This window comes from Serratia sp. H1w, assembly GCF_000633355.1.
Lineage (GTDB): Bacteria > Pseudomonadota > Gammaproteobacteria > Enterobacterales > Enterobacteriaceae > Chania.
In genome coordinates, this window is the sequence record NZ_AYMQ01000072.1 from 1 (window position 1) to 26,060 (window position 26,060).

Sequence of the window (26,060 nt, forward strand, 5' to 3'; positions counted from 1 at the left end):
ACACATTGAATACATGACCGATGTGTTGGTCTATTTGAATAATAACTATCATGAAAAGATCACGCTTGAACAATTAGCAAAAAAGTTCCGCGCCAGCGTCAGTTATATCTGTCATGAGTTTGCCAGGGAATATCATATCTCCCCGATTAACTACGTAATTCAGCGCCGGATCACCGAGGCCAAATTTGCGCTGACGAATACCGATAACAGCCTTAATGAGATCGCCTGGCGGGTTGGGTACGAAAACGTCGATCATTTTGCCAAGTTATTTATGCGCCATGTGGGTTGCTCCCCAAGTGTTTATCGTAAGCAATTCAATAACAGCTTGGCGGAACAGGAGTATTTATTAGGGTAAACCGGCTTTAACTTGCGCCAGGATGCAGGTTGTATCCTGGCGCTTTATGATCTTATTTGCTCTGGTAGTCTTTCAGGGTCTGGCGGCCTGCAATGTAAATCATGATTTCATCGGTGCCGCCGCCAATCCTTTCGCAGCGTACGTCGCGCCAGAAGCGGGAAACTCGTGCCTCATCCGTATAGCCCAGCCCACCCATAATCTGGATTGCATCATCAATCACTTCCATTGCCGTACGGGCGCAGTGGAGCTTACACAGGGCGGCACTGGTAGGCAGTGACTGCTTCTGATCCGCCTGCCAGGCCACTTTCATCACCATGTTGCGCATGTTGTCGACTTTGATCGCCATCAGTGCCAGCTTTTCCTGGATCATCTGGTTATGGCCGATCGGTTTGCCAAAGGCGATACGCTGGTTGGCGTAACGGGCAGCGTCCTCAAATGCGCACTCGGCGAAACCGGCGCTGCGCGCGGCGTTGATCAGGCGTTCCATCTCAAAGTTGTACATCACATTGAGGAAACCCATGCCTTCTTCGCCGACCATATCGCTTTCATCCACCTCAACGTTATCGAGGTAAACTTCGCAGGTGCTCAGCATATGCCAGCCGATCTTGTGCAGCGGATTGACCTTGATGCCCGGCTTGTTGGATTCCATCCACCACAAGGTGAAGGCCTTTTTCGGATCTTTTGGCTCCGGATCGCGCGCCAGTACCAGCATATACGGGTATTCTTTGGCGCCGGTGATAAAGGTTTTTTGCCCGTTCAGATACACTTTGCCATTTTTACGGGTGTAGGTGGTGGTGGCGGCGCTGTTGTCCGAGCCTGCGCCCGGTTCGGTCAGAGCCAGCGCATACGCCGGATCGCCGGTTTCCAGCGTACTTTCTGCCGTTTTGCGCAGCTGCTCGGCAGAGCCGAAACGGCGCATGCTGTGAATACATTGGCCGTTAGTGATCAGGAACGCCGGTGCGCCGCATTTGGAGACTTCCATCAACGCCAGCATCTGGGTGACATAGTCAGCCGGAATGCCGCCGAACTCTTCTGGCACGCCCAACAGCGAAATACCGCTATCGGCGAGTGCGCGCATAAACTCGGTAGGGTAGGTTGAGGTCTGATCGCAGGTGCGGAAATATTCCTCCGAAAAGTTATTGCCGATCAGTTCCCGAATACTGGCAAGCAACAGTTCCTGCTCTTCGGTTAAAGAAAAATCCATAGCCTTACTCCTTTTAATATACTGCTTCAGGTAAAGTGAAACCCATTACGCCGTCGATAAACAATCTTTCGTCCATCAGTTTTAGCTGCGGAGAAATAACCGGGGCGAAATCCATTTTTGCCAGGATGTCGGTTTCCAGATCGACGCCGGGGGCAATTTCAATCAGGTGCAGGCCATCTTCTTTCAGCGTAAAGACGGCACGTTCGGTGATATAACGCACGTCCAATCCCCGCTCGAGCGCGATTTTTCCGCTAAAGGTGATTTCGGGTAATTGCTTGATGAATTTTTTGACGCGGCCTTCCTGCACAATATTCAGCTTACCGTCGTCGATCGTGGTTTTTAAGCTGCCAGCGGTGAGCGTGCCACAGAAAACGATCTTTTTCGATGTGGCGCTGATATCGATAAAACCACCGGTACCCATGATTTTGCCGTTGAATTTATGCACACCGACGTTGCCCTGTTGGTCCACCTCGGCAAAGCTCAGGTAACAAACATCCAGGCCACCGCCGTGGTAGAAATCGAACTGAGAGGTCATATCCAGTACGGCACGGGTGTTGACGTTCGCGCCGAAGGCGACGCCCTGCGAGGTAATGCCGCCGATGGGGCCAGTTTCGACCGTCAGCACGAAATCATCGGCACAGCCTTCTTCACGGGCAACCAGGCCGATGCCGTCGGCAATACCTACCCCGACGTTGCCTACCGCTCCTTTACGCATCTCAAAGAGCGCACGTCGCGCCACCAGTTTGCGTTGATTAAGGAGAAGGGCGATTTGGGTGCTGTCATCAAGCACGAAATCGCCGGAGATAAAGCGGTTTACCGGGGCACCGCCGTACAACTGCGTCTGCTGTGGATCGACCACGACAATATCTACCAGATAGCCAGGGATGCGCACCGCTTTAGGGTGCAGCGTGGCCTTCTTGACCATCTTTTGCACCTGCATCATCACGATGCCGCCGTTGTTATGCACCGCCTGGGCAATCACCAACGCGTCCAGATACATCACCTCATCTTCGAATGAGGCATAGCCTTCGCTGTCGCAGGTGGTGGCGCGAATAAAGGCAACGTTGGGCGCTATGGCCTTGTAGTAGAGGTATTCCTGGTTATCGATCTCAACCAGCTTGATCAGGTCTTCCTTGGTCACCTCATTGAGTTTGCCGCCTTGTTGGCGCGGATCGACGAAGGTGCCAATACCGATATCGGTTAAAATCCCCGGCTGATGTGCCGCTGCGGCCCGTAGGGTCTGGGTTAACACGCCCTGAGGATAGTTGTAAGCCGCAATCAGATTCTGCTCGGCGAGATCGGAGATACGTGGAGATTGCCCCCAATGCCCGCACAGTGCCCACTTCACCAGCCCAACCTGTGCCAGCGGGCTGATACCGCGATCGGCCCGGTCGCCTAATCCTGTCGGGCTGATTAATGACAGGTCGCGCGGGGTTTGCGTGGTTTGATATTTTTCTGCCAGCGCGGTAATTAAGGTAGTGGCTTCCAGAATACCGCCACCGGCACCTAATACGCACAAGGTGGCTTCGTCAGGAATATAATTCACGGCCTCTTGTGCCGATAATACTGGCACTCTACCATTGATTCTTTTCGGTTTTACCAGATCCATAATAACTCCAGTTGATGACCTAGATATTTAATTTATTAATGTGTATTTCCCCTCACCCCATCCCTCTCCCACAGGGAGAGGGAGCTAGTCCAGCGCAGAAATTAGGTGCAGGAGCTCATATATAGCACGTTCAATCCCCTCTCCCTGTGGGAGAGGGTTAGGGTGAGGGGTATTCTTTGTTATTTAAGTGGGAATGATATTATTCCCGCCGAGTGTTATTTCAGTACGCGACGCAATTAATGCAGTATGTTTAATATGGCACGTAAATCCGTGACAGAAATTTGCCCTGGTGCGGAGGCTTTCTTTACCGCGCCAAAAGTGGCCGCCGAGCCAAAAGTTTCACCCGCTAACCGGGAGATAATGCCGGTTTTGGCCATCGACATGGTGATTATTGGGCCGTGGGCATGTTGCTGGTGCATTTCCAGCGTCGCGGCCAGCAGCGTTAATACATCACCGTTGCTTTGCGGCATCAGGGCGATTTTCGGGATATCGGCACCCAACTCCTGCATTTTGCACAGGCGCTTGACGATTTCGGCCTGCGGCGGCGTCTGGTGGAAATCATGATTCGACATGATGACTTTGACGTTGTTGGCATGGGCGTGCGCCACGGCATCTTTGACCAGTTCATCACCGGTATACAGTTCCAGATCGATCATATCGACCAGGCCACTGTCCACCAACGCCAGATTGAGCGCGATGTAGGCCTGTGGCGAGAGCTCTTGCTCGCCGCCTTCCTTGGCGCTGCGGAAGGTAAACAGCAGCGGTTTATCGGCAATGATCGCTTTGATCTGGCGCGCGGCGGCTATCACGTTGCTGAGCGTGGCGACATCCGCAAAATGATCGACGCGCCACTCCAGAATATCGAAATCGGCCTGACGATAATCCTGTGCTTCGGCGATGACGCCAGGGATATCTTTACCCATCAGCGAAACAATGATTTTTGGCGCGCCTTCGCCGAACACAATATTTTTTACGGTTATGGTTTTCATTTTTACCTGTTACCTGCTCTTTTGCCGTAATCATTAAGGTGGTGACTTCAGCTGGCCACCACGCTCTACGGGAATATTACGCCGCGAATCCCATCACCTGCTTCACGTATTCCAATGGGAAATCTTTGCCAGTCCACAGTTTGAACTGTTCGGCACCCTGCCATAACAACATGCCGTAACCATCCACCGTTTGGCAACCTGCCTGTTGGGCCATTTGCAGCAATTTGGTCATGTGTGGGTTATAAACGCACTCCGTTACCAGCAGCTCAGGGCGCAGCATAGTGATATCGCTGACGATGCTCTCATTCTCTAGCGGCTTCATCCCCACTTTGGTGCCGTTGGTCAGGATATCTGCGCTGGCGATGGCGCTGGCAAAGGCCTCCTGGTCTGCCAAATCGGTCACGGTGACCTTACAGCTAGTGTTGTCGTTGACGCGCTTGGCAAAGGCGACCGCCTGATCAAAGAACTCGTCCTTACGATTAAACAGCTTGATCTCTTTCATGCCTTCAACGGCAGCCTGCGCGCCGATGGCGGTAGAAGCGCCGCCTGCGCCGACCAGTACCATGGTTTTGCCCTTGATATCAAAACCGGTTTCCTTGATGGCCCGAATATGCCCGGTCCCGTCGGTGTTGTAACCGCGCAGGTAGCCGTTATCGTTGACAATGGTGTTGATGGCACCGACCAGTTTGGCGGCAGGCGTCAATTCATCAACATATTGGCAGGCAAACTGCTTGTTAGGCATGGAGACGCCGGTGCCGCGCATTTTTAACGCTTTAAGCCCTTCAATCGCGCTGGCGAAGGTGGTGTTGTCGACTTCGAAAGCCATATAGGTAAAAGGTAGCCCGACTTTTTCCAGCGCTTTATTCTGCATCTCTGGCGATAAGCTGTGTCTGATCGGATAAGCCATCAGTCCGATCAGCTCATATTTTGCAGTAACATCCATTCTAAACTCCTTGTCTAACCATGATCGTGTGGGGCGCAAGCCCGCGTGGGTTATTGGAAAAAGCGCTCGCCCAATCGCAGGTCACTTTGCGGGACTTTGAATACTCGGTAATAGCGGATGAAGACGATGATGGCGGTAATAAAGGCCAGCAGGGCAAAGGCAATATCCAGCAGGATGATGTATTGCAAGCCAATGTTAGAGAGATAACCGGTAATTAATGGGATCAAGAAGTTGGCTAACCCTCCCATCATCATATAAACGCTGGTGACCTTGGCTTTGCTTTTCGGGAAGAACTCCGACATCACCGAGACGCCAAGCTGCAATATCCCTCCGGCGGCAGAGAAACCAATGGCAAAGGCACCCAGCTTGCAGACCAGCGGTGAGGGATACAGATAAATAATGGTTGCCGCGATCACCGAGACACCGGCGTTAAACACGTTGGCCCAGACCGGGCGTACGGTGCTTTTTAACAGCAGCGCGAAGATAAACACGCACATCAGTGAGCCAAAGCTGTACCAGGAGATGGTCTTGAGCGCATCGGCCTCGGCCATACCGGCAAATGCCATCGCGTATTTTGGCATCCAGACCACGTTCACATAGAAGGTAGAGAATGCGGCCACGCCGAAGATGACGGAAGAGGCACCTTCCAGCCAGGCGAGCGGTTTACTGTTCATTTGTGGCAAGTCTTTCGCCACGGCGGCATCGACCAACTGGCTGGGAAACTTGCTTCTGAGCAGTAACAGCGTGATCAGGACGAACAGGAGTCCCGGGATGACCATCGCATAGCCGTACCAGATATGGCTGACCAGCAAATAGCTGACTAACATCGGATAGAACATCTGACCGAAGGAGACCATGGCCTTGACTAGTATGACCGCCGAACCGGAGGTTTTGGGGTAGCACTCCATCAGGGCCGGATAGCCGCCGGTATCGAGCGCCGCATTGGCAACGCCCACGCAAACCGCCAGGCCAAAAGCGACGATCAGATTAGGGCTGGCCGGGATGCCAAAGAAGAACAGAATATACAGGGAGACGCCGATCAAAATGGCGGCGCGGCGGCCAAACTTATCCGATATCACGCCAAAGAATAGAATACTGACTAGCCGGCCCAGCCCGATGCCGGATATCAGGTAGGCAATGCCCGCATTATCGGTACCGAACTTCTCGGCCAGTGGCGTCATGTTTTGTGCCAGCGTAATGACGCTGGCACCGTGGAGAAAATAACTTAAATAGATACTGATGACCGCTAACAAAAATGGCGCTTTGAAGGCCTTGCTCTGGCTCATGCTGTTCTCCGCTTGTCGCTAATTTTTTACGTTATCTGGATCCAGGGGACGTGTTTTTTGATGGCCTTTCTTGTTAATGAATTATTTAAAGCAGCCTGAAACGTGTAGTGAGTATAAATAACGCCCGGAAGGATAAGTACGTAATATGCCGTTTTAGTTTTAAACTTTATTGCAGAGAAAAATGCAGGATGGTGTTGCCGAATTGTGTCAATTTTTTGCCTGGTTAATTATGCACAGATGGCTGCAATCCGGGGGTTACCGATTGGGTACGATGAATATCAAGGGCTATTAACAAGCTATTTACTTTATTGAGGTGTCAACGGTTAGCGGAATTCTGTCTCATATTGCATGCGACAAGAATAATATTGTAGGTGGCGCCGGATGGAGGGGGAAAGCCGGGTATCAACCGCCAAATAATACCCCTCACCCTAACCCTCTCCTTTTGGGAGAGGGTTAGGGTGATATAGCAAGAGGGGGGCAACACAACAGCGGAATTAACTCACCATCTGGGCGATCTTGAGGGAACTGTTAGCCTCCCTGTGACTACGATAGCCAATAAACAGCGCCAACAGGAAGCCACAGGCTGCGATACCGGTATCAAACCACATAATATTGGCGATACTGGTTTCGGAAATTTTGGCGGTAATCAACGGGATGGTGAACGTTGCCAGGCTACCGGCGCTGTAATAAATGCCGGTGGCTTTGCCTTTCGCGTGGGGAAGACGGGTTGCCATCAGCGTCAGCCCCAGCTGCATGACTCCACCGGCAGCAGAGAAGCCGATGATGAAGGCAAAAGCCATCACGACGTACCTATGGGGGTACAGGCAAACGGTGAGCAAGGCAATAAAGGATATAAAGGTATACAGCATCAGAAAGGTGGTTGATTTAAACCTTTTCTTTACCAGTCCGGCGGTAATGAACACGCACATCAAAGAGCCGGTGGTGTAGATGCTCAACAACTTGATCGACAGGGTATAGCTCATCCCCGCCACAAACTGACCATACTGCGCCAGCCATTGGCTGATGAGATAAAAGGTGGCCATGGCGACATAGCCGTAGAGCGTATAGCTGACCAGATCTACAATGGAACAACTGTGGTTGATATCTGCCTGACACTCGGGCTGGTTGGCCACGCGTCGCCCTGGGTGAGCGGGAAAGGGACAGCGCAGCAGAAACAGGCCGTTGAGCAGCATCATGCCCGCGGCGATCAGGAACGACCAGACAAACCAAACCTCAGCCCAAACCAGCAGGCTGATCACCATGGGCAACATAAACTGGCCGCCAGAGACAAAGGCTTTGATCAAGATATTGGCGGTGCCTGGCGACTTGGGGAATGCTTCCATCAGCGTAGGATAGGTGCCTGCGTCGAGAAAACTGTTGGCGACGCCAGCTAAAAAACCAAATACATAAGCGATAATAATGGTGTGGCTAAGCAGAATGCCGAAAAAGAATCCCAGATAGCAAACTATCCCCAGGAAAATAAAGGGACGGCGGCCAAAACGGTCGGATAACATGCCGGTAATTAATAACACACTCAGCCTGCCAATCCCTAAAGAAGAGATGACGATCGAGATACCAGCGGCATCGGTGTGCCACTGCTCTGCCAGATAAGGCATATTCAAGCTGATTAATATCACCCCCATACCGTGCACCAGATAATTCAGATACAGCCCCAAGGCCGTGGGTACATACTTGTTTTCCATGTTTTATTGCTCAAAAAATCGCTCAGTAATAAACAATTCGCGCCGCAATGACTGTGGGGCACGAAATTTTTACAGGTATTAACCTGCTTTTGGGGATGATGGTTAAGTAAAACGTACCGGCAGAGCTGTTGATAAGCAGCCCTTACAGAAAGCATAATCGTGTTGTTGATGAAGCGGATTTGTTAAACTATTAAGTCTGATTAATCATGTTTAACATAGCCGTTCCAGATCATTAGCATACAGCTGAGCGGCGACCGATTGATAAATCTTCCATTGCAGATAGTCCCCTTCGTTATAGACCGCCAGGAAGGAGGCATAATCCGGGAAAAAGCGCATGGTATTATTGCCAATGCGGCTATTGATCTTGTCGATGATCGCGTTGATATGTGCTTTTCTTTTTATAATCATTTGCTTGAATGTTTCAATAACCTCGGCCGGGATTTCTCCTTCGCCGCGTTCCCATTGCTGCCATGTAGCCAAATTGTTGTCATGAGAAATATAGGCCGAACTTTCTTCGACCGTCATAAAAAAAAGCTGACGTAGCGCCTGCAGTTCTAAATGATTCATGATTTCGCAGATCCACGTTAGAAAAATCCATGCAGCATAAATAGCATTATTAACTGATTGACGACTTGAACAGGGTCACACTATTTTGTGCAATATTATTTGTTGCCGGGGTGTGAATATATTGCCGCATTAGGTGTTACCGCTGCGCGAAATAAAACATATATGGAAATTCGAATGCGTTGTTGACATGAAAACCCTTAAGGGTATCATTTCAGCCACTACTGAGCGTGGAGATAGTGATGGCCCTGACTTCCTTGCAACTTTTCAAAATCCTCTCGGACGAAACCCGCTTGGGCATCGTGTTGCTGCTCAAACAGCTGGGCGAACTCTGCGTTTGCGATCTCTGCTCCGGGCTGGATGAGTCACAACCCAAGATCTCACGCCATCTGGCGATGCTTAGAGAGTGCGGATTGCTGATGGATCGCAAGCAGGGGAAGTGGGTGCATTATCGTCTTTCTCCTCATATCCCTGCATGGGCAGCCCTGGTTGTCGAACAAGCCTGGTTGAGCCAGCAGGATGAAGTCCAGTCAATGGCACGTAAGCTGGCAGCGGTGAACACTACCCGTGATGGCAAAGCGCTGTGTAGCTAAATTTTTTAGCTAAACACATATGAAAATTCATATATAAATGTTAAGGAACGCAAGTATGCTACTGGCTGGGGCGATATTTATCCTGACCATTGTGCTGGTGATCTGGCAACCAAAAGGTTTGGGGATTGGATGGAGCGCGGTGCTGGGCGCGGGGCTGGCCTTGAGCACCGGGGTGGTGCAGATCGCCGATATCCCAGCGGTTTGGCATATTGTCTGGAATGCCACTGCGACCTTCATTGCCGTGATCATCATTAGTCTGTTGCTCGATGAATCTGGCTTTTTTGAATGGGCGGCGCTGCATGTCTCGCGCTGGGGAAATGGGCGAGGGCGCCTGTTGTTTACTTATATCATTTTGCTCGGTGCGGCCGTGGCGACTTTGTTTGCCAACGATGGCGCAGCGCTGATCCTGACCCCTATCGTGATCGCCATGCTGCTGGCGCTGGGGTTCAGCAAAGGCACTACGCTGGCGTTTGTTATGGCTGCCGGGTTTATTGCCGATACCGCCAGCTTGCCGCTGATTGTGTCCAATCTGGTCAATATCGTCTCGGCAGACTTCTTTGATTTGGGGTTCACGCAGTATGCCTCGGTGATGGTTCCTGTCGATATCGCTGCGATTATCGCCACGCTGGTCATGCTGCACCTGTTCTTCCGCAAGGACATTCCGCCAACCTATGATCTTGCACGACTGAAACAACCGGTAAAAGCCATTAAGGATCCGGCAACGTTCAAAACCGGCTGGGTAGTTTTAATCCTGCTGTTGGTCGGTTTCTTTGTGCTGGAGCCGCTCGGCATTCCGGTCAGTGCTATTGCTGCCGTGGGCGCGGTGATCCTGTTTACGGTGGCCAAAAGGGGTCATGCCATTGACACCGGGAAGGTGCTGCGTGGCGCACCTTGGCAGATCGTGATTTTCTCGCTTGGCATGTATCTGGTGGTCTACGGTCTGCGCAACGCCGGGTTGACGGAATATCTCTCCGGCGTACTGAACCTGCTGGCGGGAAACGGCTTATGGGCTGCTACGCTGGGTACCGGCTTCCTGACCGCGTTCCTGTCATCCATGATGAACAATATGCCCACGGTGTTGATTGGCGCGTTGTCCATAGAGGGCAGTGCAGCGTCGGGAGTAATTAAGGAGGCCATGATTTACGCCAATATCATTGGCTGCGATCTGGGGCCAAAAATCACGCCAATTGGCAGCCTGGCGACCTTGCTTTGGTTGCATGTGTTAGCGCAGAAGAATATGAGTATTACCTGGGGCTACTACTTCCGCACCGGGATCATCATGACCGTGCCAGTGCTGTTGGTCACGCTGACGGCCCTGGCGTTACGCCTATCAATCACTTTGTAGCGGGGAACACCCATGATCACCATTTACCATAACCCGGCCTGCGGTACCTCGCGTAATACGCTGGAACTCATCCGCAATAGCGACACAGAGCCAACGATCGTCTATTACCTTGAGACTCCCCCGAGCCGCGATGAACTGAAGAAACTTATCGCCGATATGGGGATAAGCGTCCGGGCCTTACTGCGCAAAAACGTGGAACCTTACGAGCAACTGGGGCTAGCAGAAGAGGTGTACAGCGACGAGCAATTGATCGACTTTATGTTGCAGCAGCCGATCCTGATTAATCGCCCAATCGTTGTGACGCCGCTGGGGACTCGCTTATGCCGTCCGTCTGAAACGGTGCTTGATATCCTGCCCGATCCGCAAATGGGGGCATTGTCCAAAGAGGATGGTGAAAAGATTGTTGATGAGCTCGGCAAACGGATTAAGTAAATCAGGAGGCGGGTGAGCGCCTCTCATTTTACTGCGTTATCAACCCGCCTTGGCCGTATTAAACGGCGGCTTGGCGAACCACACCAGCAGGGTCAGCATCAAGAACACCCCCGCAGAGAGATAGAAAATATCGTTGGCCGACATCAGCAGGCTCTGCTGGGTAATCTGATCGTTAATGTAGGTGGCTGCTTGCTGCTGATCGAACCCCAGATGTTGCAGACCTTGATCCAGCTTGATCGCGGCCGGGTTGAATTGCGTCACCGACTGCGTCAACTGCGAGTGATGAAACGATTCCCGGTGGCTCCACAGTGTCATGGTCAGTGACGTACCGATCGAGCCGGATAGCGTACGGAAAAAGTTGCTCAGGCTGGTGGCTGCGGCAAATTTTTCTGGTGCTAGTCCTGACAACGAAATGGTCGTCAGCGGCAGGAAGAAGCAGGCTACGGCGAAGCCCTGCATCAGCTGTGGCAGCACCACAGCGGAAAAACCAATCGCCGGGTTAAACGTCATTGCGCGCCAGTAGTAACAAGCGGCATACACGATAAAGCTGAAGGTCACCAAGATCCGCATATCAACACGGTTGCCGTAGCGGCCAATCAAGGGGGCGATAAGCAGCGGCATCAGCCCGATAGGCGCATAGGCCAGCCCCGCCCACACCGACGTGTAGCCATACACAATCTGTAGCAGCTGCGGCATCAGCACAATCGCCCCGGCATAAATCAGATACGCGCAGCTGATGCACAGGATGCCGATACTGAAGTTACGCGAGCGGAACAGGCTCAGATCGATGATCGGGTTATCGTCGGTAGCTTCCCAGATGATCAACAAGATCAGCGCGACCACGGCGATCACGGCCAGCACAATCACGGTGGTAGAGTTAAACCAGTCGAGGTCTTTGCCCTTATCCAGCATGATTTGCAGGCTGCCGATGCCAAGCACCAGCAGGCTTAAGCCGATCAGATTGATTTTTACCGGCTCGGTTGGTGTTTCTCTGCCTTTCAGCTTCCAAGCGGTGATGGCAACCACCACGATACCGAGCGGGACGTTGATTAAAAAGATCCAGCCCCAGTCGAAGTTATCGCAAATATAGCCGCCAACGATCGGCCCAAATATCGGGGCGATAATCACCGTCATCGACCATAGCGCCAGTGCGATATTGCGCTTTTCCGGTGGGTAGTTACGTAACAGCAGGCTTTGTGAAAGGGGGATCAACGGGCCTGCTACCAATCCCTGAATGACGCGGAAAAAAATCAGCATGCTGAGATTGGTAGCAAGTCCGCAGCACAGCGACGCCAGTGCAAACAACGTCACCGAAGCTAAAAACAGCTTACGTTCGCCAAAGCGTTGCGCCAGACGCCCGGTAATCGGGATGGCGATCGCATTGGCAACGCCAAACGAGGTGATCACCCAGGTTCCTTCGTCCGTAGAGGCCCCCAGGAAGCCGGAAATGGTTGGGATGGCGACGTTGGAAATGGTGGAGTCCAACATTTGCATAAAGGTCGCCAGCGACAGCGACAGCGTCACCAGGATCAATGACCAGCCTTTTAGCGGCAGCAGGGTGTTGTTATTGTTCATCGATCACATCGCATTGGCTTTGATGATGGTGAGGATTTCTCCGTCGATGCTGGCGGTATCGAGCACCAATGCCTGGCTTTGATAGGCCGGTTTCTGGCGTTGGGTGGTAGACAAGGCTGGGCCGTTGGTGTTGTTTTCACGTAAGGTCACCGTGGTGGATAAGCCAATCCGCAGTGGGTAAGCCTTGATCTGATCGGCGTCCAACGTGATACGCACCGGGAGGCGTTGCACTACCTTGATCCAGTTGCCGGTGGCATTCTGTGCGGGCAGTACCGAAAACGCGCCGCCGGTCCCCATATTGATCCCTTCAATGACGCCGTCGAAAACCACATCGCTACCATACAGGTCGCTGACCACGCTCACCTTTTGCCCGATGCGTACGCCGCTGAGCTGGGTTTCTTTGAAGTTGGCGTCAATCCACAGCTGTTCGGCGGGGACGATGGATAATAAAGCCTGACCAGCGCTGAGCGTTTCACCAACCTGCACATTGCGCTGTGCGACATAGCCGGTGACCGGGCTGCGAATTTTAGTACGCTGTAGTGCCAGCCAGGCTTCACGCATCTGTTCTATTGCCAACAGGATGGCAGGCTGCTGTTCAAGCGTGGAGTTCTGGATCAGGATACGGTTGCCACGATATTGCTCAATGGCGACGTCCAGCGCTGCCTTGCTGCTGCTAACGGCATTGCGCGCATGTTGCAAATCTTCTTTTGAAAAGGCACCGGCGCCCATCAGTTGAGTTCGACGTTTAAAATCTGCCTGCGCCTGTTGATAAGCGATTTTAGCCTGGGCGATATTGGCGTTATATTGCGCGTCGGCGATATAAACCTGTTTGGTTTTTCTCACCGTTTCCGCCAGGTTATTTTTGGCTTTTTTAAAGCTGAGGTTGGCATCGGTATCATCCAATGTGATTAATACATCGCCTTGTTTAACCAAATCGGTATTGGTGTAATTCACGCTGACTACGCTGCCATTCACCTGCGAAGAAATAGTGACCTGATTGCCCATCACATAGGCATCATCGGTGCTTTGCACATTGCGTGAATTGAAATACCACCAGGCGGCGCTGCCCATGGCTGTAATCACCATCACCATGAGAAAAATGAGCAGCCATTGCTTTCTTTTTTCTAATGGCGATTTAACCGGGTGACTGTCTGATGGTGGTAATTGTGGCATGGCAAAACCCTTGCTGGTCTGATTAGGAGCAATAGCAAGCCATCGCGCTGCCTGTGGGCAATAAGCGCAGAGCGTGAATGATTAATTGAATGGCTTGGTCATCACCTTCAGCTTAAAACGGCCTGGAATGTGAGAGGCCATGCTGAAAGTTCGCAGTGATGATAAGGCAGGGCAGTCGCCTAACACAGCAGAGACATCGGAAACATTTGCAGGCCGCGTCCTACACGTGAAGTCCAATAGATTTATCAGGGTAAAATTATTTAGCGGAAACAGCGGATTAGGACTATAAAGAGGGTAGGGTATAGGCTTGTCGAGTCGGTGGGTAAGGTACATACTGAAGGCATGGACCTAGCAAAAAGGTTTATCGGCCGTGTTGACGCTCGCCGGTGTTGTTTGTTCGATTTGACCAGGAAACGAGCATGGGTGAAGCCAAATCTTTGAGTGCTGTAATTGTTGACGATCATCCTCTGGCCCGCATGGCGATCAAAAACCTGCTGGAAAGTGAAGGGATTAGCGTTATTGGCGAGGCGGGGGACGGCGCCGAAGCGTTTTTACAGGTAGCGCAACATCAGCCAGATGTGGTGATTGTTGACGTGGATATCCCGATCATGAGCGGCATTGAGGTGGTGGAAAAGCTCAGAAAGCAGCAGTTCAGCCAAATCATCATTGTGGTCTCTGCCAAAAACGATCTGTTCTACGGCAAGCGCAGCGCGGATGCCGGGGCCAATGCCTTTATCAGTAAAAAAGAGGGCATGACCAATATCATCGCTGCGGTGCATGCCGCCCAGAATGGCTATAGCTATTTTCCATTCTCACTGAACGGTTTTGTCGGCAGCCTGTCTTCGGAGCAGGAAATGCTGACGTCGCTCTCCAGTCAGGAGATCAAGGTGATGCGTGCCATCCTCAGCGGTGCGGATAACATGCAGATTGCGGCAACCATGTTTATCAGCAATAAAACGGTCAGTACCTATAAAAGCCGTTTAATGGAGAAGCTCGGTTGCAGTTCGTTGGCCGATCTGTTTGCGTTTGCCAACCGCAATAAAATTGGGTGACAGCATGTTAAGGCTGGCGGTGAGGGCTTGGCTGGTTATGCTGGTGTTGCTGCCGCCTGCACAGGCGGTGAGTAACGGGCCGATAACGTTGGTGCTGACGAGTAATCACATAGTCACGCCCTCGACTACCGCTCTCGGCTACGGCGATCTGGCCTGGCTGGCGCAAAAGCACAATCTTACCGTCGCCGTGTATGGCATTGAATCCCCGCCGTTAAGTATCAATAGCGCCACCGGTCGTTATCGCGGAATGAATGCGGATTATCTGGCGCTGCTGGGAAAGGCCCTGCATACCAATGTGATCGTCAAACTTTATGTCGATGAGCAACAGGCATTGGCTGCGTTGCAAGCAGGCAGTGTCGATCTCGTGCTCAGCGCCCCATCCGGGGTAAGCCAGCTAAAAGCTCCCTTTATTACCAGCTTGCCGCTGGTGCAAGGGTATCCAACCCTGGTGACGCGACAGGCCGAAGTGATGAAGCCGTTTCACGATAATAGCGATAATATCAAGGTGGCGATCACGCAAGGTTTTCCGCCTGAATCATTTATCAAACAATCATTTCCCAACGCCAGCATCGCTTCTTTTACCAATGAAAATCAGGCGTTGGCTTCGGTAGCCAGTAAGCAGAGCGACTATTTTTTCGGCAATAACCTCACCACCAGTTTTATTATCGCCCGCGATTACTACCAGACGCTGGGTATGGTGAAATTCTGGCGAGAGCCACAAAGCGGTAACGTGCTTATTGCACTCGCTAGCCAGCGACAGTTAGTCAACATCGTAGATAACTTTATCAAATCGTTGACCGAGCCGTTACATAGCCAGATTGTTCAATCGTGGATTGATATGGGCAATCTGGCCTTTTTATCCAAAGAGCTGGTTTTGACCCCGCAAGAGGAGCGCTGGCTGGAAAAACATCCTAAATTGCGTGTGTTGATTAATCCCTATTACGCCCCGTTCAGTATGGTGGATGAAAACCAGGAAATACGTGGGTTGGTTGGCGATATCCTTAACCTGATCCAGCTGCAAACCGGCTTGACCTTTGAACCGGTGGTCGCCAATTCTAATGAACAGATGGTCAGTATTATGCGTAAGGGGGATTGGGATACCCTGCCCTCGGCAACCTACAGCCCTGAACGGGAAGAGCAGATCGCTTTTACCCATCCATTCCTGGCGACTCCTTTTGTGATCGTCACCCGCGTTTCAGACAACCAGGCCGCAGAGATGAAGCCTGGCATGAAAGTGGCCATTCCTGCTTACCACACGTTATTGGCAAAGTTGAAAACCAAATATCCTGGTGTGCAATGGGTCAAGGTAGAGAACACCAGCGTGGCGTTGAGCATGCTGGATCAGGGGGAAGTTGACGCGGTGGTTGCTACCCAGCTCGCCTCGCGCTACATCATCGATCATTATTACCCCAACCGGTTGGCCTATTACCGCATTCCCGACGAACGCACCGCCCAGATCTCCTTTGCCATTCCGCGCGGATCGCCAGAATTACAAAGCATTCTGAATAAGGCACTGGATGACATTCCGCCCAAAGAGCTCTTGAATCTGGTCGGGAAGTGGGTAAAAACCCCCGAAGTGAAAATTGACACCTGGAACCTATATAACCGGCCTTTCTATTGGGTGATCCTTCTGGCTACGCTGCTGGTTGTCAGCAGTTTGCTGTGGGGAGCCTATTTGCTGCGGGCCATCCGTAAGAGCAAAGCAGCACAGGCTGCGCTGGAGTATCAGCTCGGTTTCCGTCAGACCTTATTCAACTCGATCCCCGTGCCGGTATACGTTATCTCGTTGGAAGGCGTGCTCGAAAGCTACAACAGTGCCTTCGGGAACTTCTTCAGTCCCGAGTTACATGGCGCGATGCAGCATTCGCTATTTGATCGCCGTCATCCGCTGGCAGACATTTTCGCTGCGGTGCAACCAGATATCCAGCGAGGGCTGCAAGTCAACCAGGTTATTCCTCAACAACTGGTGCTGAATAATGGCACGGAAGAACGTCTGATTTTACACTGGTTAACGCTGTGCCAACTGCCCGCCAACACGTCACCCACGCTGATTTGCGGCTGGCAGGATATTACCGAATCCAGGCAATTGATGCGGGAATTGCAGCTGGAGAAAGACAAGGCCATCGATGCCAACCGGGCCAAAAGTACCTTCCTGGCCAGTATGAGCCATGAAATACGCACGCCGGTAAGTGCGATTATGGGGTTCCTGGAGTTGCTTGCCACCCATAGCCAAAGCCCGGCAGAGGAGAAAGAATCCGTCCAGCTGGCCTATGCCACCGCGCAGTCATTGCTGGGCCTGATTGGCGATGTGCTGGATATGGAGAAAATTGAGTCTGGCAACTTTGAACTGACACCGGAATGGGTGGATCTGGCGTCGCTGCTAGCTGCGACGGTCAGCAGTTTTGAAGGGATAGCTGCGCTAAAAAATCTGCGGCTGTCGGTAGATTACCGCCTTGGGACAGCGCAGGCGCTGTGGCTTGATCCGCAGGCGGTGAAGCAGGTGCTGGCCAATCTGCTCAGTAACGCCATCAAATTTACCGTTGAGGGCGGGGTCGAGGTGATTGCGCAAACGCACGCACAGGGTGCTGACCAGACTCGGCTAACGCTGAGCGTGAAAGATAGCGGAGCAGGGATTAGCCCGCAGGAGCAGCAACACCTGTTTAAGCCCTTTAGCCAGACCAAAGGCGGCAAACAACATACTGGCTCGGGCCTGGGTCTGACGATCTGCCGTGAGTTGGTTGAACGCATGGCTGGCAGCCTAGAGATGACAAGCCAACCGGGCAGGGGAACCACCATGACGGTGACGCTCACCACCGCGGTTGCGGATCTGGATAAGGTTGCCGCCGTTTCGTTTACGCCCAAAGCGCCGGTTAGTGGCGCCAAAGCGCTGAAGATTGTGATTGCGGACGATCACCCTACCAACCGGCTGCTGCTGCGCCGTCAGTTGGATACGCTCGGTTATCGGGTTGATGAGGCTACTGATGGTGTGGAAGCCCTGGCGATGCTCGAGGCCAAGCCATACGATCTGTTGATCACCGATCTCAATATGCCCAATATGGATGGGATGACGCTGACTCGTCGGGTGCGTGAATTCAATCAGCACATCATTATCTGGGGGCTGACCGCAAATGCCCAGGCCGAAGAGAAAGAGCGCTGCCTGGCGATGGGCATGAACCTTTGCCTGTTTAAACCGATAGATTTACCGCAGTTGGAAGCGGCGCTGCAAGGTGTTGCAGCACCTTCGACGGTTGAACCACTCAGCGAGTTTGTCGATATGGCTACGTTACAGAAGCTGAGCCTGGGTGATAACGTTCTGATGCGCCAGATGCTCGAACAGTCCCGTCAGGAAAATGACAAAGACCTGCTGGCGGCCAGACAGGCGCTCGAATTACAGGATTGGCCAACTCTGCAACGCCATTTACACCGTATTAATGGCACGGCTCAATTGCTGGGGGCCACGTCATTACAGCGGCTTAGCGAAGAGCTGGAAAATGCGCTGGCGACACAGCAGCATGGGGCAGTGATCGATGAGGGCATGCGCAACCTGGAGCAGTTGCTTCAGGGATTGAATGCGGCCATTGCGGCATTTTCCCGTAATTAAATCAGCCAGATACTGAGGTTGCTTACAAACCCTCATCGCTCCCACTACGTAGGGGCGCTGCATGCTGCGCCCGTCTGGATAATCAGGGTCGAACATGTTCGCCCCTACAAATTCAGCAACATTGCTATTTTGTCATCAATCTGATACCTCCCTTATTCCTACGCTTGTAGTCCATCGCCTACAGTAATTACCAATTGCTCCCATATCCTTGCGACATCGCTTAATTTAATATCATCACCAGTTTTTCAGACTACGAGGCATTTAAATAAAAACATTATTTAAATGCGGCGTCGCATAACGAATTTATTTTTTAATTATTATCTTACAAGGCTATTACTATGAATAAGTCAGCGAACACTCCAGCTTATAATGAAAATGATGATGTTTACGCATCAGTCGATTTATCCGGTGCATTACCGAAATCCACTTTCCCCATGGCCGAGCGCAATCCGCGTAACGTGTTTAATGCCATCCGCGATGAACTGATGCTGGACGGTAATTCACGTCAGAACCTGGCGACCTTCTGTCAGACCTGGGTGGATGATGAAATCCGCGAACTGATGGATTTATCTATCGACAAGAACATGATCGATAAAGATGAATATCCGCAAACTGCCGAAATTGAAGCCCGTTGCGTCAGAATGTTGGCCGACCTGTGGAATTCACCAACGCCGGAAACCACGCTTGGCTGTTCAACCATCGGCTCCTCTGAAGCCGCCATGCTGGGCGGGCTGGCGCTGAAATGGCAGTGGCGCAAAAAGCGTGCTGAGCAGGGGCTGCCTAGCGACAAGCCGAACCTGATTTGTGGCCCGGTCCAGATCTGCTGGCACAAGTTTGCTCGTTACTTCGACGTTGAACTGCGTGAAATCCCGCTGGAAGGCGACCGCCTGATCATGAATGCGGAAGAAGTGCTCAAGCGTGTCGATGAAAATACCATTGGCGTGGTGCCAACGCTGGGCGTGACGTTCACCTGCCAGTACGAGCCGGTGAAAGAGGTGAGCGATGCGCTTGATCGTCTGCAACAGGAAACCGGCCTGGATATCCCGATGCATATCGATGGCGCCAGCGGGGCTTTCCTGGCTCCCTTCTGCTCGCCAGAACTCGAGTGGGACTTCCGTCTGCCACGGGTGAAATCCATTAACTCGTCGGGTCATAAATTTGGTCTGGCACCGCTGGGGGCTGGCTGGGTGGTATGGCGCGAAGCGGCAGATTTGCCAGAAGAGCTGATTTTCAACGTCAACTACCTTGGCGGCAACATGCCGACTTTCGCGCTGAACTTCTCGCGCCCCGGTGGCCAGATTGTTGCACAGTATTACAACTTCCTGCGCCTTGGCCGCGAAGGCTACGCCAAAATCCACAACGCTTGCTACGCCACGGCTCAGCATTTGGCGGCAGAGATTGGCAAGCTGGGGCCGTTTGAAATTCTGTTTGATGGTGACAGCGATAAAGGCATCCCGGCGCTGGCATGGAAACTGAAAGACGGCGCGGCGATCGGGGGTTACACCCTTTACGATCTGGCGGAAAAGCTGCGTGCTCGCGGTTGGCAGGTGCCGGCTTATTCAATGCCGACGCACCGCGAAGATCTGGTGATCCAACGCATCCTGGTACGCCACGGCGTGAGCTACGACCTGGGTTGCCTGCTGATCGAAGATATCAAACGTGCGCTGATTGAATTCGAAAACCATCCGGTCGTTAACCCAGTATCCGCGCAGCAAGGCAGCGGATTCAACCACGGGTAATCACTCTGGTTTCTTATCGGGGCGGCGTTGATGCCAGCCCCGCTTTTTTCCCCACCAATATTCGCTGAAGAAGAGCAACCTCTTCCGGCAGGAGAATCGTTATGGCGAGCACCGAAAAAAGCGCCGCTCCAAAACAATTAACGTTGTTAGGCTTTTTTGCTATTACCGCATCAATGGTGATGGCGGTTTATGAATATCCGACCTTTGCAACATCAGGTTTTTCTCTGATTTTCTTCCTGCTGTTAGGCGGGTTCCTGTGGTTCATCCCCGTCGGCCTGTGCGCCGCCGAGATGGCGACGGTAAAAGGTTGGCAGGAAGGCGGCGTTTTCACCTGGGTGTCTAAAACCCTGGGTGAGAAATGGGGCTTTGCGGCCATCTCCTTTGGCTATCTGCAGATTGCCGTAGGTTTCATCCCTATGCTCTATTTTGTGCTGGGGGCGCTGTCTTATATCCTCAAGTGGCCTGAGCTGAATGAAGATCCGATCGTCAAAACTATCGCTGCACTGGTTATCTTGTGGGGCCTGGCTTTCACCCAGTTCGGCGGCACCAAAAATACCGCGCGCATTGCCAAGATAGGTTTTTTTGCCGGCATCCTGTTGCCTGCCGCTGTCCTGGTGATCCTGGCCGTCAGCTATCTGCATTCTGGTGCGCCGTTGGCCATCGAAATGAACGCTTCTACTTTCTTCCCAGACTTTACCCAGATGGGCACGCTGGTGGTGTTTGTGGCGTTTATCCTGAGCTATATGGGCGTTGAAGCCTCGGCGACTCACGTCAACGAGATGAAAAACCCAGGCCGGGACTACCCGCTTGCCATGCTGTTGCTGATGGTTGCGGCCATTTGTTTGAGTTCTGTTGGTGGGCTTTCTATCGCAGCGGTGATCCCTCGTGGTGAAATCAACCTGTCTGCAGGGGTGATGCAAACCTTCAGCGTGTTGATCTCGCACTTCGGTCCGCAGTTTGAATGGGCTGTCCGCGTTATTGCTGCACTGCTGCTGTTGGGCGTACTGGCAGAAATCGCTGCCTGGATTGTTGGGCCGTCTCGCGGCATGCTGGTTACCGCTCAGCAAGGGATCTTGCCTGCTCGCTTTGCCAAAATGAACAAGAATGGCGTGCCGGTCGCACTGGTGATTTCTCAGCTGGTGATTACCTCGATTGCGCTGATTGTTCTGACCAACACCGGGGGCGGCAATAACATGTCCTTCCTGATTGCGCTGGCGTTGACCGTGGTGATCTACCTGTGCAGCTATTTCCTGCTGTTCCTGGGCTACATCCAACTGGTACGCAAACAGCCGGAAAACGAACGCGTGTTCAATATTCCGGGTGGCAAGATGGTTAAACTGGCCGTGGCTTCGATTGGTTTGCTGACCTCTGTGGTTGCCTTTGTGGTCTCGTTCTTCCCGCCTTCAGGTCTGGCTGGGCTAGCAGCTGACCATATGTATGTGACTATGCTGGTGGTGTGCTTTGTGGTGGTGGTGGCTATTCCGTTCATTATCTATGCGCTGCATGATAAACGTTTGAAGGCGACCAACCTCAAGCTGGTACCGGTTAGTGCCGACTCAGCACCAGAAGGGCATTTCTTTATCCATCCGCGTGCACGCTCCGCGCACCATATTTATGTGGATGACAAGCAAGTGCATTAATCGATATTTGATCAAGCACTGAATCATCAGGCAGGTTGCGGCGGGGGAATAACCCACTGCAACCTGCTTTTTGCGTTTGAAGTTACCAAGTTCCCTCACCCTAACCCTCTCCCCCAGGAGAGGGAACCGATCGAGTTCGCTGATTTTTCTGCGTTTTACCTCACCACACTGTCTGGAATGGCACCGTTTTACCCACGACGCAGGACAACTCCCTCTCCCTGTGGGAGAGGGTTGGGGTGAGGGGCATCATTTTCGCCCAGCTTAACGCCCAGTCATTGACCAATGACAAAGCGGCACGGGTGTCAGCCTCTTTATAATCAGGCCCGTTTGTCTTCTCACTGGTGTGGACCCATGGCTTATCAACTGAATCTGAACTGGCCCGAGTTTTTAGAAAAATATTGGCAGAAACGACCCGTTGTATTAAAGAATGCCTTCCCGAACTTTGTCGATCCCATCACGCCGGACGAATTGGCCGGTCTGGCGATGGAGGTTGAGGTAGACAGCCGTCTGGTCAGCCAAACCAATGGCCAATGGCAGGCCAGCCACGGGCCGTTCGAGCATTTTGATAATCTGGGGGAGACCGGCTGGTCGTTGCTGGCCCAGGCGGTTAACCACTGGCATGCTCCGTCAGCCGAGCTGGTGACCCCGTTCCGCGTGCTGCCGGACTGGCGCTTAGACGATCTGATGATCTCGTTCTCGGTACCCGGTGGTGGTGTGGGGCCGCATATCGATCAGTACGATGTGTTTATCATCCAGGGGATGGGTAGCCGCCGCTGGCGCGTCGGTGACAAACTGCCGCTGAAGCAGTTTTGCCCGCATCCGGCGCTGCTGCACGTCGAGCCTTTCGCGCCAATCATCGATGAAGACCTGGAGCCGGGCGATATCTTGTATATTCCGCCGGGCTTCCCGCACGACGGCTTTACCCACCAAACCGCGCTTAACTACTCCGTTGGTTTCCGTGGCCCTAACGGCCGGGATTTGATCAGCAGCTTTGCGGACTATGCGCTGGAAAACGATCTCGGGGGCGAACATTACAGCGATCCCGATTTGACCTGCCGGGAACACCCGGGCCGGGTTGAAGAGTACGAACTGGATCGCCTGCGTACCATGATGACCGACATGATTAATCAGCCGGAAGATTTTAAACAGTGGTTTGGCCGTTTCATCACCACGCCGCGCCATGAGTTGGATATCGCTCCGGCTCAACCGCCTTACGAACAAGATGAAGTGATTGAAGCTCTGATGGACGGTGCCGTGCTGACACGCCTGAGTGGCTTACGAGTGCTGGAAGTTGGCGGCAGTTTCTTTATCAACAGTGAACGCCTGGATACGGTTGCCCCCAAGGCTGCCGATGCCCTGTGCCGTTACACCATTGTTGGCAAAACAGAACTGGGTGAGGCGCTGCAAAACCCGGCGTTTGTTGCCGAGTTGACCGGTTTGGTTAATCAGGGTTACTGGTTCTTCGACGAGTAACCGTTTTAGCTACCGCGGTTTCCCGAACTTATCTCGTGGAGGCCGCGCTTGAATTCATTCCATCTGGCACAGGCTTCGGCAAGTACTAACGCCAGGGTCAATATCTTGATGGAATGTTATTTATTGCCTTCAGAAAGCCTTTCTCCGTCACAATATAATCCCCGGTTTTTAGCTGTGCCAGGATTTTCATGATGCTGCTGCGCGAAAGAAAAGTCCGGCTCTTGATATAGGAGACGACACTGACGCTACTTCTGACTTCTTGCGTTTCGTTCATTAGCTCATAGAGCTGGTAGCAGATGATCTCATAGGAAGAAAGCGAAGAAATCTTGGTGCAATGGTCATATACCCTGCTGGCGGTATAAATTAACAGGGTCGATAAGCTTTGCCACAGATCTTCTCTGGCAATAATTTTGTTGGCTTCTGCAATCGAGATAACGCTGACCTCTGAGGACTCTTGAGTGCGGATATAGAGATAGTCAGACTCCAGCAGTTGCGTGCTGATGCCAAAGATGTAGGGGGCCGACTCTGAATTTAACACCATGCCATCAATGTTGCGATACAGCGTCACGCTGCCCTTGTGTAGCAAAAAACAGTGATGCTGCCCGCCTGCGGTGTAGTTAAGTGGCTGTCTGTTTTTTGTTTCTACCTTGTCGGCGTGTGGCGCGAGGTGCCCCAGGAGCAGTTCTATTTCGGCCAAGGGCTTTTTTTGTGTCATATTACAATCATATGTAATATAAGGTTTTATTGCGTGAGTCACCTTGATTCCCTCCGTGGTACACGCTCGCCTACACAGTAATGTGCAGACAGTTTTTCAGGGGGAATTATGCTAATTTTAATTAATTTTAAAAGATTTTTGAGGGTGTAAAATTACACTCAGAAAAAACTTGAATAAACCGTCTATTTAATATCAGAATAATCTCACTGTTTTTTAATTTGAATGTCTTTCTAATTAACTATATTTAGTCGATTTATTAGAATGAATTAATTAAAGGGTCTTGAAATTGAACGTTGTTTTTGACGATGAATATACTCTGTACCTCACTGGTATGGAGTGGTTACTGATGGATTTATTTGGGCGCACTGAAGATATTTATTTCAGTGAAATGGACAGTGACACAATCACTCAAGTTGATATTATCGTCAAGAGTTTTTCTGCCGGTGAACGTTTTCTCTGTCAGCCCATGATGAAAATGCGCCAACAAGGCAGCCTGGTTATTGGCATATATGATGGTAGTACCGCGCCAACCTGTGCTGGGCTTCCTTTATGTTTCTCTAACACGGTTTTTATCAATAGATCGGAGTCTCTGGATAAGATAAAGGAGCTTGTGTTTCTCGGTATGCAGCGTAGCCTGCTGGAGACACAACAACCATCTAAGCAAAACTGCCTGATGTGTAAACATCAGACGCTTACGCTGCAACAAGCTGGCGTCGCTACGCGTTTTTATCTGGGGGAGGAAACCCATGCCATCGCCAGAAAGATGAAGATCAGCGCTAAAACGGTGAGTTCGCATAAGTATGTCATTATGAAGAAATTTAATCTTGGTACCGATCAGGACCTGTTGACCTTGCTCAACTTGCTCAAAAGTCAGCTGATAAGCCCCAACATATTCAGAGAATATTTAAATCTCTGCTGCTGAGTCTGGGCGCCTGCGCAACCACTTGGCTACGTGACGACGTTATGTATCGTTGCGCGTAGCAGGTGTTGATATGCTAGATTAAAAGCAGTTAACTTTCTACGCTGACAGGTTTTATGAGCATACCAGATCACCCTGCTACCGATGACTTTGCTGCAACGGTTGAACTATTTGAACAACTGAGCCCTCACGTCACCTTTAACGTTGTCCCGCCCGGAACCCGACTTTACCTGTTTAAAGAGGGAGGCTCGTATTGCTATCTGATACGCAGCGGCATTTGTAAATTGCATCATGGGCCTGATGAGATTTTGATCAACACCATGTATATACCAGGAATTATTGGGGTGGGTGGCGTTTTGGCGGCCAACCGCATGTTGTTTTTGCAAACGCACACCAGCGCTGAGATTGCGATTGCCAACACCCAGGAAATCAGGCAAATCATCGCTCGTCTCAATCTGTGGGAACTGTTATCCAGGCATATCTATCGGGTCACCAACCGCTTTTTCATGTTGAGCAGTTACCTCAACTCGCCGACTGCCTATGAAATCTTGCGTTTTCAGCTGTTGGAGTTGATGAGTGAACCCGTGGAGTTCAGAGAGAATATTTCCGCAGCACAGTATATTCAGCAAAAAACACGCCTTTCACGTAGCAGTATTATGAAAATCCTCTCCCAGCTTAAACAAGGGGGATTTGTCAGACTGGAAAACGGTACTCTGAAGGAAATCTGCCACTTGCCGCTTAAGTATTAATACAGGGTTAACTATTTCATCATTCAAAATTCGCGCCGATTTGATCGTTGCGCAAGTCTATCTTTGACAGCATTACTCCCCGCTGCTGTTTCTCCATCATTAAATGATAACTATTTTTATCTACCTGTTGATAATGATTGTAATGCCATGATTTTCATCATGTAATTATTTTATTTATAAGTTGTGGTTTTATTTTAAGCATTGAGGGTGAGTGTAAAATTACACCAATAAATGCCTTGAGGAGTTTTTCGATTTGCCCGAGAATGTTCCTAGGCGATAACGGAGTGGAGTCATTAATAGCGGCCTCGCACCATGAGCCTGAATGTTACGCCTAGCTGGGAAAGAAGCATTTTCTTGGTCAGGTATTATCTATTGTTAGCTATACCCGTGATCATTGAAGA

General features: G+C 51.6%; 21 protein-coding genes. 11 read left to right on the forward strand and 10 right to left on the reverse strand.

Features of this window, described 5'->3' with window-relative positions; all coding sequences use genetic code 11:
- Window positions 1-355: helix-turn-helix transcriptional regulator (locus U869_RS0117560; protein ID WP_025123596.1), on the forward strand; the 355-nt coding region annotated here is incomplete at its 5' end.
- A 52-nt stretch (window positions 356-407) separates the two neighbouring features.
- Here the strand turns inward: U869_RS0117560 and U869_RS0117565 are convergent.
- The 7 genes from U869_RS0117565 to U869_RS0117595 all read right to left on the reverse strand — a co-directional run bounded on the left by U869_RS0117565 (window position 408) and on the right by U869_RS0117595 (window position 8,656).
- A complete protein-coding gene (locus tag U869_RS0117565) occupies window positions 408-1,559 on the reverse strand; it encodes an acyl-CoA dehydrogenase (protein WP_025123597.1) in 1,152 nt (383 codons plus the stop codon).
- A 13-nt stretch (window positions 1,560-1,572) separates the two neighbouring features.
- Window positions 1,573-3,168 (reverse strand): acyl CoA:acetate/3-ketoacid CoA transferase, encoded by a 1,596-nt coding sequence (locus tag U869_RS0117570; protein ID WP_025123598.1) that lies wholly within the window; start codon window positions 3,166-3,168, stop codon window positions 1,573-1,575.
- 236 nt (window positions 3,169-3,404) lie between these two features.
- Window positions 3,405-4,157: a type I 3-dehydroquinate dehydratase gene (gene aroD / locus U869_RS0117575; RefSeq protein WP_025123599.1), complete on the reverse strand. Its 753-nt coding sequence runs from the start codon at window positions 4,155-4,157 to the stop codon at window positions 3,405-3,407.
- A gap of 76 nt (window positions 4,158-4,233) precedes the next feature.
- A complete protein-coding gene (gene ydiB, locus U869_RS0117580) occupies window positions 4,234-5,100 on the reverse strand; it encodes a quinate/shikimate dehydrogenase (RefSeq protein WP_025123600.1) in 867 nt (288 codons plus the stop codon).
- Between the two features lie 50 nt (window positions 5,101-5,150).
- Complete coding sequence (locus U869_RS0117585) at window positions 5,151-6,386, reverse strand: MFS transporter (protein WP_025123601.1); 1,236 nt, start codon at window positions 6,384-6,386, stop codon at window positions 5,151-5,153.
- A 494-nt stretch (window positions 6,387-6,880) separates the two neighbouring features.
- Complete coding sequence (locus tag U869_RS0117590) at window positions 6,881-8,089, reverse strand: MFS transporter (RefSeq protein WP_025123602.1); 1,209 nt, start codon at window positions 8,087-8,089, stop codon at window positions 6,881-6,883.
- A gap of 210 nt (window positions 8,090-8,299) precedes the next feature.
- The gene (locus U869_RS0117595; RefSeq protein ID WP_029988445.1) at window positions 8,300-8,656 is read right to left on the reverse strand and encodes a YdiL family protein; all 357 of its coding nucleotides are present in this window, start codon (window positions 8,654-8,656) and stop codon (window positions 8,300-8,302) included.
- Window positions 8,657-8,895: 239 nt separating this feature from the next.
- Here U869_RS0117595 and U869_RS0117600 point away from each other — a divergent pair, with 239 nt between their 5' ends.
- The 3 genes from U869_RS0117600 to arsC are packed head-to-tail and all read left to right on the forward strand — an operon-like array spanning window position 8,896 to window position 11,023.
- Window positions 8,896-9,246, forward strand: a complete 351-nt coding sequence (locus U869_RS0117600) for a transcriptional regulator (RefSeq protein ID WP_025123604.1) — start codon at window positions 8,896-8,898, stop codon at window positions 9,244-9,246.
- A gap of 55 nt (window positions 9,247-9,301) precedes the next feature.
- Window positions 9,302-10,591: an arsenic transporter gene (locus tag U869_RS0117605; protein WP_025123605.1), complete on the forward strand. Its 1,290-nt coding sequence runs from the start codon at window positions 9,302-9,304 to the stop codon at window positions 10,589-10,591.
- A 12-nt stretch (window positions 10,592-10,603) separates the two neighbouring features.
- A complete protein-coding gene (gene arsC / locus U869_RS0117610; protein WP_025123606.1) occupies window positions 10,604-11,023 on the forward strand; it encodes a glutaredoxin-dependent arsenate reductase in 420 nt (139 codons plus the stop codon).
- A gap of 39 nt (window positions 11,024-11,062) precedes the next feature.
- Here arsC and U869_RS0117615 read toward each other — a convergent pair whose 3' ends face one another.
- Together U869_RS0117615 and U869_RS0117620 are read right to left on the reverse strand one after the other, a co-directional pair.
- Window positions 11,063-12,598 carry a DHA2 family efflux MFS transporter permease subunit gene (locus U869_RS0117615; RefSeq protein WP_025123607.1) on the reverse strand — a complete coding sequence of 512 codons (1,536 nt, stop codon included), beginning with the start codon at window positions 12,596-12,598 and terminating at the stop codon, window positions 11,063-11,065.
- A 3-nt stretch (window positions 12,599-12,601) separates the two neighbouring features.
- Window positions 12,602-13,771, reverse strand: a complete 1,170-nt coding sequence (locus U869_RS0117620; RefSeq protein WP_025123608.1) for an EmrA/EmrK family multidrug efflux transporter periplasmic adaptor subunit — start codon at window positions 13,769-13,771, stop codon at window positions 12,602-12,604.
- A 437-nt stretch (window positions 13,772-14,208) separates the two neighbouring features.
- Here U869_RS0117620 and evgA point away from each other — a divergent pair, with 437 nt between their 5' ends.
- From evgA to U869_RS0117645, 5 genes are all read left to right on the forward strand, one after another.
- Entirely contained in the window at window positions 14,209-14,823 is a 615-nt protein-coding gene (evgA, locus tag U869_RS0117625) for an acid-sensing system DNA-binding response regulator EvgA (RefSeq protein ID WP_025123609.1), read from the forward strand.
- A gap of 4 nt (window positions 14,824-14,827) precedes the next feature.
- Window positions 14,828-18,424: a transporter substrate-binding domain-containing protein gene (locus tag U869_RS0117630; protein WP_025123610.1), complete on the forward strand. Its 3,597-nt coding sequence runs from the start codon at window positions 14,828-14,830 to the stop codon at window positions 18,422-18,424.
- Window positions 18,425-18,762: 338 nt separating this feature from the next.
- Window positions 18,763-20,163, forward strand: coding sequence for a glutamate decarboxylase (locus U869_RS0117635; protein WP_025123611.1), 1,401 nt, complete (start codon window positions 18,763-18,765; stop codon window positions 20,161-20,163).
- A gap of 101 nt (window positions 20,164-20,264) precedes the next feature.
- Window positions 20,265-21,803, forward strand: coding sequence for a glutamate:gamma-aminobutyrate antiporter (gene gadC / locus U869_RS0117640; RefSeq protein WP_025123612.1), 1,539 nt, complete (start codon window positions 20,265-20,267; stop codon window positions 21,801-21,803).
- A 351-nt stretch (window positions 21,804-22,154) separates the two neighbouring features.
- Window positions 22,155-23,276, forward strand: a complete 1,122-nt coding sequence (locus U869_RS0117645; protein WP_025123613.1) for a cupin domain-containing protein — start codon at window positions 22,155-22,157, stop codon at window positions 23,274-23,276.
- Window positions 23,277-23,373: 97 nt separating this feature from the next.
- On the opposite strand, the gene U869_RS0117650 is transcribed toward U869_RS0117645, so the two are convergent.
- Window positions 23,374-23,991: a helix-turn-helix domain-containing protein gene (locus U869_RS0117650; RefSeq protein ID WP_025123614.1), complete on the reverse strand. Its 618-nt coding sequence runs from the start codon at window positions 23,989-23,991 to the stop codon at window positions 23,374-23,376.
- Between the two features lie 286 nt (window positions 23,992-24,277).
- Here U869_RS0117650 and U869_RS0117655 point away from each other — a divergent pair, with 286 nt between their 5' ends.
- Both U869_RS0117655 and U869_RS32565 read left to right on the forward strand, forming a co-directional pair.
- Window positions 24,278-24,913 carry a LuxR C-terminal-related transcriptional regulator gene (locus U869_RS0117655; protein WP_025123992.1) on the forward strand — a complete coding sequence of 212 codons (636 nt, stop codon included), beginning with the start codon at window positions 24,278-24,280 and terminating at the stop codon, window positions 24,911-24,913.
- 341 nt (window positions 24,914-25,254) lie between these two features.
- Window positions 25,255-25,659, forward strand: coding sequence for a helix-turn-helix domain-containing protein (locus tag U869_RS32565; RefSeq protein WP_232785372.1), 405 nt, complete (start codon window positions 25,255-25,257; stop codon window positions 25,657-25,659).
- Window positions 25,660-26,060 lie beyond the last annotated feature (401 nt).

Bases quoted from the DNA above. Each gene is read 5' to 3' on its own strand.
- U869_RS0117595 (WP_029988445.1), bottom strand. From the start codon at position 8,656: ATGAATCATTTAGAACTGCAGGCGCTACGTCAGCTTTTTTTTATGACG.
- U869_RS0117570 (WP_025123598.1), bottom strand. From the start codon at position 3,168: ATGGATCTGGTAAAACCGAAAAGAATCAATGGTAGAGTGCCAGTATTA.
- U869_RS0117630 (WP_025123610.1), top strand. From the start codon at position 14,828: ATGTTAAGGCTGGCGGTGAGGGCTTGGCTGGTTATGCTGGTGTTGCTG.
- U869_RS0117615 (WP_025123607.1), bottom strand. From the start codon at position 12,598: ATGAACAATAACAACACCCTGCTGCCGCTAAAAGGCTGGTCATTGATC.
- U869_RS0117585 (WP_025123601.1), bottom strand. From the start codon at position 6,386: ATGAGCCAGAGCAAGGCCTTCAAAGCGCCATTTTTGTTAGCGGTCATC.
- gadC (WP_025123612.1), top strand. From the start codon at position 20,265: ATGGCGAGCACCGAAAAAAGCGCCGCTCCAAAACAATTAACGTTGTTA.
- U869_RS0117645 (WP_025123613.1), top strand. From the start codon at position 22,155: ATGGCTTATCAACTGAATCTGAACTGGCCCGAGTTTTTAGAAAAATAT.
- U869_RS0117635 (WP_025123611.1), top strand. From the start codon at position 18,763: ATGAATAAGTCAGCGAACACTCCAGCTTATAATGAAAATGATGATGTT.
- aroD (WP_025123599.1), bottom strand. From the start codon at position 4,157: ATGAAAACCATAACCGTAAAAAATATTGTGTTCGGCGAAGGCGCGCCA.
- U869_RS0117590 (WP_025123602.1), bottom strand. From the start codon at position 8,089: ATGGAAAACAAGTATGTACCCACGGCCTTGGGGCTGTATCTGAATTAT.
- U869_RS0117565 (WP_025123597.1), bottom strand. From the start codon at position 1,559: ATGGATTTTTCTTTAACCGAAGAGCAGGAACTGTTGCTTGCCAGTATT.
- arsC (WP_025123606.1), top strand. From the start codon at position 10,604: ATGATCACCATTTACCATAACCCGGCCTGCGGTACCTCGCGTAATACG.
- U869_RS0117605 (WP_025123605.1), top strand. From the start codon at position 9,302: ATGCTACTGGCTGGGGCGATATTTATCCTGACCATTGTGCTGGTGATC.
- U869_RS0117600 (WP_025123604.1), top strand. From the start codon at position 8,896: ATGGCCCTGACTTCCTTGCAACTTTTCAAAATCCTCTCGGACGAAACC.
- U869_RS0117620 (WP_025123608.1), bottom strand. From the start codon at position 13,771: ATGCCACAATTACCACCATCAGACAGTCACCCGGTTAAATCGCCATTA.
- ydiB (WP_025123600.1), bottom strand. From the start codon at position 5,100: ATGGATGTTACTGCAAAATATGAGCTGATCGGACTGATGGCTTATCCG.
- U869_RS0117650 (WP_025123614.1), bottom strand. From the start codon at position 23,991: ATGACACAAAAAAAGCCCTTGGCCGAAATAGAACTGCTCCTGGGGCAC.